12 protein-coding genes are annotated in these 14,023 nt (G+C 38.8%); all 12 read right to left on the bottom strand.

The features are described from left to right. Positions 1–23: 23 nt before the first annotated feature. The 12 genes from leuB to atpD all read right to left on the bottom strand — a co-directional run bounded on the left by leuB (position 24) and on the right by atpD (position 13,868). Positions 24–1,097 carry a 3-isopropylmalate dehydrogenase gene (gene leuB, locus ORI89_RS01875; RefSeq protein ID WP_268228724.1) on the bottom strand — a complete coding sequence of 358 codons (1,074 nt, stop codon included), beginning with the start codon at positions 1,095–1,097 and terminating at the stop codon, positions 24–26. 70 nt (positions 1,098–1,167) lie between these two features. After that, positions 1,168–2,637, bottom strand: coding sequence for an ATP-binding cassette domain-containing protein (locus tag ORI89_RS01870; RefSeq protein WP_268228723.1), 1,470 nt, complete (start codon positions 2,635–2,637; stop codon positions 1,168–1,170). Beyond that, positions 2,637–3,221: a 3-isopropylmalate dehydratase small subunit gene (gene leuD / locus ORI89_RS01865; RefSeq protein WP_268228722.1), complete on the bottom strand. Its 585-nt coding sequence runs from the start codon at positions 3,219–3,221 to the stop codon at positions 2,637–2,639. The genes ORI89_RS01870 and leuD overlap by 1 nt, the downstream gene beginning before the upstream one ends. A gap of 7 nt (positions 3,222–3,228) precedes the next feature. Continuing rightward, a complete protein-coding gene (gene leuC, locus ORI89_RS01860; protein WP_268228721.1) occupies positions 3,229–4,626 on the bottom strand; it encodes a 3-isopropylmalate dehydratase large subunit in 1,398 nt (465 codons plus the stop codon). An 86-nt stretch (positions 4,627–4,712) separates the two neighbouring features. Beyond that, a complete protein-coding gene (gene ilvC, locus ORI89_RS01855) occupies positions 4,713–6,194 on the bottom strand; it encodes a ketol-acid reductoisomerase (RefSeq protein WP_268228720.1) in 1,482 nt (493 codons plus the stop codon). A 34-nt stretch (positions 6,195–6,228) separates the two neighbouring features. Then, positions 6,229–6,696: a DinB family protein gene (locus ORI89_RS01850; RefSeq protein ID WP_268228719.1), complete on the bottom strand. Its 468-nt coding sequence runs from the start codon at positions 6,694–6,696 to the stop codon at positions 6,229–6,231. A gap of 5 nt (positions 6,697–6,701) precedes the next feature. Next, positions 6,702–7,292, bottom strand: coding sequence for an acetolactate synthase small subunit (ilvN, locus tag ORI89_RS01845; RefSeq protein WP_268228718.1), 591 nt, complete (start codon positions 7,290–7,292; stop codon positions 6,702–6,704). A 1-nt stretch (position 7,293) separates the two neighbouring features. Then, positions 7,294–9,036, bottom strand: a complete 1,743-nt coding sequence (gene ilvB / locus ORI89_RS01840; RefSeq protein WP_268228717.1) for a biosynthetic-type acetolactate synthase large subunit — start codon at positions 9,034–9,036, stop codon at positions 7,294–7,296. Positions 9,037–9,094: 58 nt separating this feature from the next. Then, entirely contained in the window at positions 9,095–10,795 is a 1,701-nt protein-coding gene (ilvD, locus tag ORI89_RS01835; RefSeq protein WP_268228716.1) for a dihydroxy-acid dehydratase, read from the bottom strand. Continuing rightward, complete coding sequence (locus tag ORI89_RS01830) at positions 10,779–11,669, bottom strand: branched-chain amino acid transaminase (RefSeq protein ID WP_268228715.1); 891 nt, start codon at positions 11,667–11,669, stop codon at positions 10,779–10,781. Before ORI89_RS01830 ends, ilvD begins: the two co-directional genes overlap by 17 nt. Before the next feature lie 373 nt (positions 11,670–12,042). Next, positions 12,043–12,294, bottom strand: a complete 252-nt coding sequence (gene atpC / locus ORI89_RS01825; RefSeq protein WP_268228714.1) for an ATP synthase F1 subunit epsilon — start codon at positions 12,292–12,294, stop codon at positions 12,043–12,045. A 71-nt stretch (positions 12,295–12,365) separates the two neighbouring features. Then, positions 12,366–13,868: a F0F1 ATP synthase subunit beta gene (gene atpD, locus ORI89_RS01820; RefSeq protein WP_268228713.1), complete on the bottom strand. Its 1,503-nt coding sequence runs from the start codon at positions 13,866–13,868 to the stop codon at positions 12,366–12,368. Between the last annotated feature and the right edge of the window lie 155 nt (positions 13,869–14,023).

Below are 14,023 nucleotides of genomic sequence, written 5' to 3'. Positions count from 1 at the left end.
TTTATGTTCAACCTTGGTTAGTTCTACTTAATAAATTCAAGCACTTTAGCGCCCATTTCATTTGTTCCTAAGATGTTTTCTGCTTTTGTGTCTCCATTCGCAATATCTACTGTGCGCCAGCCTGCTTTTAAGGTATTAGCAACCGCTTGTGTGACCTGCTTAGCTTCATCATGTAAGCCAAAAGCGATGTCTAGCATCAGTGCCGCCGATAAGATAGAAGCCAGAGGATTTGCTTTGTTTTGTCCCGCTATATCATGAGCCGAGCCATGTATAGGCTCAAAGAATCCGGTTCCGTCACCAATTGAAGCCGAAGCAAGCATACCCATTGAACCTGCAATTTGTGAGGCCTCGTCGGTTAATATATCACCAAAAAGGTTAGCCGTAAGTACTACATCAAACTTCTTCGGATTTTTAACCAATTGCATTGCTGCATTATCGATAAACATGTGTTCGGTTTCTACATCCGTGTATTCTAAAGCAAGTTCTTGTACAACCTCTCTCCATAAGCGTGAAGTCTCTAATACGTTTGCTTTATCTACAGAACAAAGCTTCTTACCTCTGCTACGTGCTGCTTCGTATGCTTTTCTAGCAATTCGCTCTACTTCGTAACGGTGATAGTTCATCAAATCTGAAGCAAAGGTGTTGTCCTCATTACGCTTCTTTTCTCCGAAATAAACATCACCTGTTAGTTCGCGGAAGAATAAAATATCTGTTCCACGTAACACTTCAGGTTTTAGACTTGACGCATCTAACAGCTCATCAAATAAAAGAATAGGGCGTAAGTTAGCATATAAGCCTAATTCTTTTCTAATCTTTAATAAACCTTGCTCAGGGCGTACTTTTGCAGAAGGGTCGTTGTCATATTTTGCATGACCTATTGCTCCAAAAAGAATAGCGTCTGCGGTCTTTGCTTTAGCTAGCGTTTCATCAGGTAAAGGTTCGCCTGTGGCCTCAATGGCTACGTGTCCCATGATAGCTTCGTCAAAAGTGAACTCGTGGTTATATTTTTGCGCAATAGCTTCTAAAACCTGTTTTCCCCAGATGGTTACTTCTTGTCCAATACCGTCACCAGGTATAATTAAAATATTTTTCTTCATTTCTAAATTCCGTTTTAAAACTTAATGAGCTTTTCCGAAACGTATAAAACGCCTATAGCTAAATGTTTTTTCATTGTTTTATAGGCTCTCTTACTGTTTCGCAGTCTACAACCTCTCCCTTTTCTAATATTAATCGATGATTTATGCAGTCAGGAAGTTGCGACTCGTAGTGTCCTACATAAATCAGTGTTTTGCCGTAGTTACAGAGTTCATCCACTACCGCGTTAAAATGTACTGTTTGCGCTCTATCTAAACCTTGACACGGCTCATCTAAGATGAGCAGCTGTGGGTTTTTTATAATAGTTCGTGCTAATAATGCTAAACGTTGTTTTCCTAAAGGTAGCGTGTGTAGTATCTTGTTTTTATCTGGTAAAAGATCAAAAAAATCCAAAAGTTGTTCTATTTTTTTTCGTTCTTCATGTTTAACATCTATGAACCAACCTATACTATCGTAAAAGCCGGAGGCTACACTATGCCATACCGTGGCATTTTTATCAAAATACCAATGCAATTCAGGGGAAATAATGCCTATCTTTTCTTTAATGTCCCATATGCTTTCGCCTGTTCCTCTTTTTTGCCCAAACAGCCAGATATTAGCGGTGTACGCTTGTGGGTGATCACCGGTTAATAAACTTAATAAGGTTGATTTCCCTGAGCCGTTCGGGCCTTGCAATAACCATTTTTCACCTGCTTTAACGGTCCAGCTTACATTTTTTAAAACCTCTTTTTCACCATAGCGCACAGAAACATCTTTTAGTTCAACCATGATGTTACTGCTTACTTTGGGCAGTTCTTGTAGGAAGTAAGGGAGTGGCTTTTGTTGACGTTCTGTATCCTTTGAAAAGGAGTCAGCGCTCGCCATTTGCAGCAGTTGACCATTTTGGATCTCTGCGTAGCAATTTATTGCTGTAGGTAGATCCTTATCGTTTGTAATCAATAATAGAGTTGTTCCTTTTTCAGCAATATCATCGAATATCTCCAATAGATTTGCTCTTGAAGCTTTGTCAAGACCTGTAAAAGGTTCGTCTACTATTAATAGTTGCGGGCGTAGCCATAAAGCTTGAATAAGCTGGAGCTTTTTGTGTTCACCACTGGATAACTCAATTAGTTGTGTGTTGCGACAATTGTCAAATCCTAGTTGTAATAAAAGTGGTTCAGCTTGATCAAAAGCTAAATTGTGCTTTTCGCCAAAATGTACTAAGTCTGCGTAGACTGTCAGTGTATCATTTTGTTGATGTTTATTGTATCGCTGTTGATAATAGAAGTTACGTTCTCCTTCTAAATTTGTAAATTGATACCAATTCGATACATAGTAGGCTTGAGCAGGGCTGTTACTGTTCTTATTAAAGTTTATAGAAACATCCCCATTGGCTTTTTCTTGACCGGCAATTATTTTAGCTAGGGTAGTTTTACCTGTACCGCTTTTTCCTCCGATGACCCAATGTTCTCCTTTTACTATTTGCCAATTTAAATCTTGTAATATGGGTATGCCCGCATATTGCAGATTTAAATTGGCGATATGGACGAAAGGTTCCTTCATTATCTGTTCTGCTCGAACTGTTCGATTACTTCTTTATGGCTTAATATATAGTCTATATCATCGTAGCCATTGATTAAGCATGATTTTTTGTAAGGATTTATTTCAAAATCGAAAGATTCTCCTGTTGCGTTCAATGTTAGTTTTTCGGCTTCTAAATCAACCGTTAATTCTGTGTTGGGGTCAGCAAAAACTAATGCAAATATTTTTTCCAGCACTTCGTCTGTAACTTGTATAGGTAATACTCCGTTATTTAGGGCGTTTCCTTTAAAAATGTCGGCGAAGAAAGAACTGATAACAACATCAAAGCCGTAATCTTGTAATGCCCATGCAGCGTGCTCACGTGATGAACCACAACCAAAGTTTTTACCTGCTACCAGTACTTTGCCACTGTAAGTTGGGTTATTCATTACAAAGTCTGCTTTTGGCTGATTTTCAGCATCAAACCGCCAATCACGGAATAAATTATCTCCAAAACCATCACGGGTCGTTGCTTTTAAGAAACGAGCTGGAATGATTTGGTCTGTATCTATATTTTCTATAGGTAGCGGAACTACCTTGGAAACTAATTTTTCAAATTTCTTCATGTCTTTATTATATTAACTCTCTAATATCCATTATTTTGCCTGATACTGCTGCTGCTGCTGCCGTTAGTGGGCTTGCTAGCATAGTACGTGCGTTAGGGCCTTGGCGGCCTTCAAAATTTCGGTTAGAGGTTGAAATACAATATTTTCCTGCTGGTATTTTGTCTTCATTCATCCCTAGACATGCTGAACAACCTGGCTCGCGTAATTGAAAGCCTGCTTCTTCAAATATTTTGTCTATACCTTCTGCTTTCGCTTGAGCTTCTACTTGCTTAGAGCCAGGTACAATCCAAACTTCTACATTTTCAGCTTTCTTTTTACCCTCCACAAATGAAGCTACTTCACGCAGATCTTCAATGCGAGAGTTTGTACATGAACCTATGAATACGTAATCCACAGGGTGGCCTAGCACTGAGCTGTCATGCTCAAAACCCATATATTCCAACGATTTTTTAAAAGAAGGACGTTCTGATTCTGGCTGAGAGGATACGGATGGTATGTTTTCGTTAATGCCTATACCCATTCCTGGGTTTGTGCCGTATGTAATCATAGGTTGAATATCAGCGGCGTCAAACTCTAATACGGCATCAAAAATGGCGTCTTTATCTGAGTATAGGGTTTTCCAATAAGCTAGGGATTTATCCCAATCTTCACCTTTTGGAGCAAATTCCCTTCCTTTTACATAATCAAAGGTGGTGTCGTCAGGAGCGATGAGCCCTCCACGTGCACCCATTTCTATACTCATATTGCAGATGGTCATACGACCTTCCATACTTAATTCACGTATAGCAGATCCTGCGTACTCTACAAAATAGCCTGTTCCACCTGCCGCGGATATCTTAGATATGATATATAGTATAATATCTTTTGCGCCAACGCCTTTAGCAAGTGTACCGTTGACTTCAATTTTCATTGTTTTTGGTTTTTGCAATAATAAACATTGCGTCGCAAAAACTTGCTCTACCTGAGAAGTTCCAATACCAAATGCAATAGCGCCAAAAGCGCCGTGTGTAGAGGTATGGCTGTCGCCACATACCATGGTTTTACCAGGTTGGGTGATGCCTAATTCTGGACCTATCACGTGTACAATACCTTGATAAGGGTGTCCTAATCCGTATAGCTCTACACCAAATTCTTTACAGTTTTTTGTCAACATATCAACTTGATATCTTGACAGTTCTTCCTTAATAGGGAGATGTTGATTTAACGTTGGTACGTTGTGATCTGCAGTAGCCACGGTTTGATCAGGGCGTAAAACAGGGAGGCCTCTTTTACGTAAGCCATCAAAGGCTTGCGGAGAGGTTACTTCATGAATTAAGTGTGTGTCTATATACAAAATGTCAGGGAAACCTTCTTTGCTTTGTACAACGTGGGCATCCCAAATCTTCTCTACTAATGTTTTTGCCATTTTCTCTTCTAAAATTATTTTATAACGGGTGAAATTATTAATATTAAAATTTCACCCGTTATTTCCCTGTCTAAATTACGAAATTATTAAACAGTTTTAATAGCTTTCATCGCTGTCATTGATTTGCGGAGCTTTACACCCACAATTTCAACAGGATGGCTACGTAATATTTCATTGATCTGAACCAAAGTAGCATTGTCTACTGAGCCTGACTTTCCTTCGTTGAAGTTTTTACCAACAACATCGCTGTCGATTTTTTTCATAAAATCAGCAAGTAATGGCTTACAAGCTTGGTCGAATAGATAACAACCATACTCTGCTGTATCTGAAATGACACGGTTCATTTCAAATAATTTTTTACGGGCAATTGTGTTAGCAATAAGTGGTGTTTCGTGTAGAGATTCGTAGTATGCCGACTCAGGTTTGATTCCAGCTTCAACCATTACTTCAAACGCTAATTCAACACCTGCTCTTACAAAAGCAACCATTAGCAGATAATTATCAAAATACTCTTGTTCGTCTATTTTAACATCACCAGCAGCTGTTTTTTCAAATGCTGTTTCTCCTGTTTCAGCTCTCCATTTTAATAGATTCGCATCACCATTAGCCCAGTCTTCCATCATTGTTTTTGAGAAATGACCTGACATAATATCGTCTTGATGTTTCTCAAATAAGGGGCGCATAATGTCTTTTAGTTCCTCTGATATTTGGAATGCCTTAACTTTGGCTACGTTTGATAAACGATCCATCATACCGCTTACTCCGCCATGCTTTAATGCTTCAGTGATTACTTCAACACCATACTGTACTAATTTGGAGGCATAACCTGCATCGATTCCTTTTTCGATCATTTTATCGAAAGATAGAATAGAGCCTGTTTGTAACAAACCACAAAGAATAGTTTGTTCACCCATTAAGTCAGATTTAACTTCTGCAACGAAAGAAGATTTTAAGACACCTGCACGGTGACCACCTGTTCCAACGCAATAAGCTTTAGCATAAGGCCAACCTTTGCCTTCCGGATCGTTTTCTGGGTGTACAGCGATTAGAGTCGGTACTCCAAAGCCTCTTAGGTATTCTGCACGAACCTCTGAACCAGGGCATTTTGGAGCCACCATAATAACGGTGATATCTTTACGGATAACCATGCCTTCCTCAACGATATTGAACCCGTGTGAGTAGGATAGAGCAGCTCCTTGTTTCATCAAAGGCTGTACAGCATTAATTACTGATGTATGTTGTTTATCTGGAGTTAAGTTGATTACTAAATCTGCATTTGGAATTAACTCTTCGTATGTCCCAACAGTGAAGTTGTTGTCTGTTGCATTCTTCCATGAGTCTCTTTTTTGTTCAATAGCTTCTTTACGTAGAGCATAAGCGATATCTAATCCGCTATCTCTAAGGTTAAGCCCTTGGTTTAATCCTTGAGCACCACAGCCTACGATAACAATCTTTTTACCTTTTAATGCGTCGATACCATCCGTAAATTCCGACGGTTCCATTAGTTCAGCTTGACTTAGCTGGTTTAGTTGCTCTCTAAGAGGTAATGTGTTGAAATAATTTACCATTGTTTTTTTATTTATTCTTTTTTGGTTGATTTTTTTAAATACTGATAGTTCTTTTCTGTGCCAATGCGTAGCCGTAGTGTAGGTTGTCATGACCTACGGTGGTGACAAGAACATCTTTAAAGTTGTTCAATTGTTCTCCGAAAGTAGCAGTTGAGTAAGGGGTTATATCTTTGAACACGCCTTTTTCATAGTGCTCTTCCATTTCCTTTATTGTAGAGATTGCTAGAGTTTTTAATTCTTCAATTTCATCTTTAGACACCTTATAAGTCGGCTTGGTGTCTTTTTTGTAAGCATTTATATATTTGATACGACTTGTATCTTCCCATATTCCAGTCCGTATATAACACAGTATCTGGGTACTTACTACAATATGTCCAAAGTTCCAGATAATATTATTATTGAAACCCTCCGGTATTTTATTGAGCTCTTCTTCTGACAATTGATCGATTAGTCTGATGAAAGACTTGCGTGAGTCGATTATGAATTTAAATGTTTCTGTCATTTCGATTACATCGTAAATACTTGTTGATTCTTGTCTAAGAACTGATTGTCGACAAAATCAGGTGCTGGTTCTTCCCTTTCAAATTGTTTTAACTTGGCGTGGAAACCTGCACTATTTTTAATGATTGCAATGCGTGCTCCTCGTACAAATTCAATCAATCCATATTTTGTTAATTCTTTTGTTAGTCGGTCGATTTCTTCGCGTTGACCAGCTGTTTCAAAAACGATGTAATCGTGACGTATAACTACTGCGGATGCTCCATACTGACGTAACAAGCGCTCTACATATGCTTTTTCAGCAATTACATCGGCCGGTACTTTATAAAGAGCTTGTTCCTGCCAGATTAGTTCATCATTCGTATTGTAATATGCTTTTAATACCTCGACTTGTTTTTCGATCTGTCTACATAGTTTACGGGATACTTCTTCGCTCTCATGTATCACAATGGTAAAGCGGTGTATACCTTCCACTTCTGAAGGGGAGGTGTTTAAGCTTTCTATATTTATTTTACGTCTCGAGAATATTCCGGAAATACGCCCTATCATACCGATAGAATTCTCTGTATATAGGGTAATAGTATAATCTTGTTTTTCCATTTTATTTTAATCTTATTTCGGAAACACTTGTTCCTTGTGCTACCATAGGGAAAACATTGTTTTCTTTTCCTACCATTACTTCTAATAGATAAGCGCTATCATGATCTAACATCGTTTTTAGGGCGCTGTAGAGATCTTTTCTTTCCGATATTTTTTGTCCATCTATATAGTATCCCTTAGCTACGGCTACAAAATCCGGACTTGTAATATTTACAAAAGAGTATCGCTTGTCGTGAAACAGTTGTTGCCACTGTCTTACCATCCCTAAGAACTCATTGTTTAATATTAGTATTTTAACTTTTGCACCGAACTGCATAATTGTCCCTAGCTCTTGTATAGTCATTTGTATGCCACCATCCCCAATGATTGCTACTACGTCTCTGGTTGGGTCTCCATACCAAGCGCCTATAGCTGCAGGTAATCCAAAGCCCATTGTGCCTAACCCTCCTGATGTTACATTGGATTTCGATTGATTAAACTTCGCGTAGCGGCAAGTTACCATTTGATGCTGCCCTACATCTGTTACTATAATTGCATCACCACCGGTCAATTCGTTTAATACACGAATTACTTCACCCATGGTCATTACATCTGATGTAGGATTCAGCTCGTCCTGTATTACTTCTTTAATTTCTTCTTTTTCTAGCTCTCTAAATTCTTGTAACCAAGAGCTGTGATCATTGCTATTAATTAAAGCTGTTAATTGTGGTAACGTGTCTTTGCAATCACCCCATACAGGGACTGTAGACTTGATGTTTTTGTCTATCTCCGCAGGGTCAATATCTAAATGTATTACTTTTGCCTGTTTTGCATATTTATCCAAACGTCCAGTTACACGGTCGTCGAATCGCATACCTACAGCAATTAATACATCACATTCGTTCGTCATCACGTTTGGAGCGTAGTTGCCATGCATGCCCAACATGCCCACATGTTGTGGATGATCTGTTTCGAGTGCGCTCAAGCCCATGACTGTAGTGGCTGCTGGGAATCCTCCTTTTTCGATAAACTGACGAAACTCCTCTTCAGCTTTCCCTAGTATAATTCCTTGTCCAAATAGTACAAATGGTTTTTTTGCCTCATTAATAACTTGAGCTGCCTGTTCAATATATTCTTGCCTTATGATAGGCTTAGGTCTGTAACTACGGATATGGTCACATTTCTCGTAGCCTTCATAGTCAAATAGTTGCAGTTGAGCATTTTTTGTAATATCAATCAGTACAGGTCCTGGTCGTCCTGTGCGTGCGATATAAAAAGCTTTAGCTAATACACTAGGTATTTCGGTAGCATCTGTAATTTGATAGTTCCACTTAGTTACTGGAGTCGTAATGTTGATGACATCAGTTTCCTGAAAGGCATCTGTCCCTAAGAGAGAAGCAAAGACCTGTCCGGTGATACATACAATAGGGTTGCTGTCAATCATAGCATCTGCTAAGCCTGTGACTAAGTTGGTTGCACCCGGACCGCTTGTTGCGAAAGCTACTCCGACTTTGCCAGAGGTACGGGCAAAGCCTTGGGCAGCATGTATGCCTCCTTGTTCATGACGCACTAGGATATGCTGAAGTTTTTCATTGTAGTCGTACAATGCGTCATAAATAGGCATGATTGCGCCTCCTGGATACCCAAAAACGGTTTCTACGCCTTCATGAATCAAAGCTTCCAGCACAGCTTGAGAACCGCTCAACTGTGTTTTGGTTTCGCAAGAAGCGATTGGCTTTGTTTCTGTTTTTTCCAGTGTACTCATTTTTTTTTGTTTAAAATATTTAGTGTTGAGCTTCTTCTATTTGTAAATAGATACTTTATTATTGGTCAGTAACACATCCTTCAGAAGCATCAGAGACAGTTTTTGCATACTTATACAAAACTCCTTTTTTTACTTTTAAAGCTGGTTGTTCCCAATTTGCCCTACGTTTTGCGATTTCGTCGTCCGATACTTTTAAATTCAGTGTATTGTTAACGGCATCTATTTCAATAATATCATCATCTTCAACTAGGCCGATTAACCCTCCTTCATAAGCCTCTGGTGTAATGTGGCCTACAACAAAGCCGTGTGTTCCTCCCGAGAAACGTCCGTCTGTTATTAAAGCGACCGAATTTCCAAGACCTGCACCTATGATTAAAGCAGTTGGCTTCAACATTTCAGGCATGCCTGGTGCACCTTTAGGACCTTCGTTTTTAATAACAATCACGTCGCCTGGTTTTATTCTGCCACTTGATACGCCTGTTACTAAATCATGCTCCCCGTCAAATACGCGAGCAGGGCCCGTGAACTTTTCTCCTTCTTTCCCTGATATTTTAGCCACTGAACCTTTCTCTGCAAGGTTGCCATATAATATTTGTAAATGGCCTGTCGCTTTTATGGGTTCGCTTAATTTTTTTATAATCGGCTGATTATAGTCAATTATTGATTTTACGTTAGCCAGGTTCTCTGCCATTGTTTTGCCTGTAACAGTCAAGCAATCGCCATGAAGGAGACCTTCATCTAATAAGTATTTTAATACAGAGGGAATACCACCATACTGGTGTAGGTCTTGCATTAAATACTTGCCCGATGGTTTGAAGTCAGCAAGTACTGGCGTTTCGTCAGACATGCGTTGGAAATCATCTTGTGTCACTTCTACGCCGATAGATTTACCCATAGCGATGAAATGTAACACAGCATTCGTACTACCCCCTAGTATAATAATGGTTCGTAAAGCATTTTCAAAGGCTTTACGGGTCATGATATCGCTGGGTTTAATATCTTGTTCGAGAAGAATCTTGATATATTTTCCTGCCTCTAAACATTCCTTTTGTTTATCTTCTGATATAGCAGGGTTTGACGAAGAGTAAGGTAAGCTCATCCCTAAAGCTTCTATTGCGGAAGCCATAGTGTTGGCTGTGTACATTCCTCCACAAGCGCCTGCTCCTGGGCACGTGTGCTTTATAATTCCTTCATAGTCTTCATCGGAAAGGTTGCCGCATACGCGTTGCCCTAATGCTTCAAAAGCTGAAACAATATTAAGCTCTTGACCATTATAATGTCCGGGAGCAATTGTCCCCCCGTAGACCATAATCGCAGGGCGGTCTAACCGGCCCATTGCCATGATAGCACCGGGCATGTTTTTGTCACAGCCTGGGATTGCAATCAAGCCATCATAATATTGCCCACCACATATTGTTTCAATGCTGTCTGCAATAACATCTCTAGAAACTAAGGAATAGCGCATACCATCTGTTCCATTACTCATACCGTCACTAACACCAATTGTTCCGAATGTTAAACCAACAAGGTCATGTGCCCAGACTCCTTTTTTTACGACCTGTGCCAAATCGTTCAGGTGCATATTACAGGTGTTGCCATCATAGCCCATGCTAGCGATTCCGACTTGGGCTTTATCCATGTCGGCGTCGGTTAGCCCTATACCGTATAACATTGCTTTTGCTGCGGGTTGTGTTTCGTCTTGTGTAAAGATACGGCTGTACTTATTTAGTACAGTCTGCTTCTCAGATGATGACTTCATAATTCTCTTCTTCTAAAACTAGTTTTTTATATGTTCTTTGGATAGAAGCACCTATAGTGTGCTGCCAATCTTCTTTATATACAATATGATCTACTTCTTTAATTCCTATTATACCGGCTGCTGTTCCGCACAAAAAAGCGCTATCTGCTTCGTGGATGTCTGTTACTGTTAAATTTTTTTCAACAACATCAATTTGAAATTTTCGGCATATTCCAATAACGGTTTGTCTAGTTATTCCAGGAAAGATACTTCCTAAAGGTGGAGTATATATTTTGCCATTCTTTTCGATGAAAATATTTTCACTTGATGCCTGTGCTACGTATCCATCATGGTCTATTAGTAAAGCTTCGTCATACCCTTGTTTAATAGCTTCGCTACTTGCTAAAATAGAGTTTACATATTGTCCTGATATTTTCGCTTCAATACGAAAAGATTTAGGGTTGGGGCGTTGAACTTTAGATATGCACACACGTAATAGGTCGTGACCTAAGTATGGTCCCCATTCCCATGCTGCAATCATGATCTTTGCTGATGTAGCTGAGGTCAAATGCATATTCGGCCCCGATAGTACTAAAGGACGTATATATGCACTACGAAGGCTGTTTAATTCAAGTAGTTCATATGTTTTTTGTATCAGTTCATTGTTGTCCCATTTATAAGGTAAACTGATGGATTGACAAGAATTACTTAAACGTTGAAAATGTTGCTCTGCTTTAAAAATTCTTGTGCCATGGAGTGTGTTATGCGCACGCAAACCTTCAAAACATCCGTAACCGTAGTGTAGTGATTGGCCAAAAAGATCAATACCTGCTAGATTCGCTTTTACAAATTCTCCGTCTAGATAAATGTATGTGTCCTGATTATAGTATTGCATATCTTTTTAGTTTGCGTTTCTTACATGATAAAAGCGCCTCTGTTTGTGAAGCCGGTATAAGCTGATTTCACTTTTGTTAAGTTACTGCTATTCGTTTTTTTATACAATAGGTGTGTGCAGTATTTTAAAAAAGTTTTTTATACTAACGAAGGGTGTTATTTATGGCTTTCATGATTGTTTATTGTGTTTTTTACAAAATATAATTTCGTAGCCTGTAGACTAAAATGAAAATTGGTTTTTTGAGTACTAAAATATTTTTTCAAGAAAAGCGTCGAATTCTTCCTGAAAATGAAATTTTGAGCAATGAAGTTAAAAAAAAACGCCTTTAAAGTTTTTAGTTTTAAAGGCGTTTTTTGTTTGAAATAATTTGTAGTTATTCTTCCGTTATTCCTTCCGCCAAGATTGTAATAATATTTTCATTAGCCTCTACAACACCACCTTTTATTGTAATTACTAACTCACTTTGACCATTACTTTGAATAATAACCTTCCCATCATCTAAAGTAGATACAATAGGAGCGTGGTCTTTCAATATTTGAAATGAACCTGAGCTTCCTGGTACTGTTACTGAAGTAACATCACCGTCGTAAGCTAACTTATCGGGAGTAATAATTGTTAATTTCATTTATATACGTATTACTATGATGTATTGCATGTGAATCAGAATAGTTTCACATGCAATACTAGTCAGTTGTATTATACAGCTTCTGCTAATAATTTTTTACCTTTTTCGATAGCTTCTTCAATACCACCTACGAGGTTGAATGCTGCTTCTGGATATTCGTCTACTTCGCCATCTATAATCATATTAAAGCCTTTAATTGTATCTTTAATATCTACTAATACACCTTTTAATCCAGTAAACTGCTCAGCTACATGGAAAGGTTGTGATAGGAAGCGCTGTACTCGGCGTGCGCGGTGTACAGTTAATTTATCTTCTTCTGACAATTCATCCATTCCTAGAATAGCAATGATATCTTGCAGCTCTTTATAGCGTTGTAAAATTTCTTTAACGCGCTGTGCTGTATTGTAGTGTTCATCACCTAGTACCTGTGGAGATAAAATACGTGAAGTAGAGTCAAGCGGATCCACAGCTGGGTAAATTCCTAGCTCTGATATTTTACGAGACAATACTGTTGTTGCATCTAAGTGAGCAAACGTTGTAGCTGGAGCCGGGTCAGTTAAGTCATCCGCTGGTACGTATACAGCTTGTACAGATGTAATAGATCCGTTTTTAGTTGAAGTAATACGTTCCTGCATCAGTCCCATTTCTGTAGCAAGTGTTGGCTGGTATCCTACAGCTGAAGGCATACGGCCTAAAAGTGCAGATACTTCTGAACCAGCTTGTGTGAAACGGAAAATATTGTCAATAAAGAATAAGATATCACGACCTTGTCCTTCGCCATCACCATCACGGAAATATTCAGCTACAGTAAGACCTGATAAAGCTACACGTGCACGTGCACCAGGAGGCTCATTCATCTGACCGAACACAAATGTACATTTCGAATCTTTCATGAGTTCGCTGTCTACCTTGTCTAAAGGCCATTCGCCTTTTTCCATACCAGCCATAAACTCATCACCGTATCTAATAATACCTGATTCTAGCATTTCGCGTAGTAAGTCATTTCCTTCACGCGTACGCTCTCCAACACCAGCAAATACTGATAGACCTCCGTGACCTTTTGCGATATTATTAATAAGTTCCTGAATAAGTACTGTTTTACCTACACCCGCTCCACCGAAGAGACCAATTTTACCACCTTTAGCATAAGGTTCTAATAAATCGATTACTTTAATACCAGTGAATAAGACTTCAGACTCTGTAGATAATTCGTCGAAACGAGGAGGAACGTTATGGATTGGTCTACCGTTTGTTTTATCTAGTTCTTTAATGCCATCAATAGCATCTCCAACTACGTTGAAAACACGACCTTTAATTTCTTCGCCAATAGGCATTTTAATAGGAGCTCCAGTGTCTGTTACTGTCATTCCACGGACTAAACCTTCAGTTGCATCCATGGCGATAGTACGCACGCGATCCTCACCTAAATGTTGTTGAACTTCTAAAACGATACGCTGACCATTTTCTTTTTCAATATACAATGCGTCGAAAATCTTAGGAAGATTGTCATTGTCGGCAAAGTTGACGTCAACTACGGGGCCGATAATTTGCGCTATTTTACCAATATTGGGCATGTTATAAGGACTAAATAATTATTAATCAAAATTAAAATGAGGTATATGCTATATATCTACATTTTGGAACGCAAAAATAAGTTATATATGCTTAAAAGCAAAACGCTTATTGATAATAATTTTATTTTCAGTGTTTATTCGTCATGGGATTGCGT

Origin of the sequence: Sphingobacterium sp. UT-1RO-CII-1 (assembly GCF_026711005.1) — a bacterium.
GTDB lineage: Bacteria > Bacteroidota > Bacteroidia > Sphingobacteriales > Sphingobacteriaceae > Sphingobacterium.
Note: the sequence above shows the minus strand (reverse complement) of the source record. Positions and strands in the feature narration are given on the sequence as shown.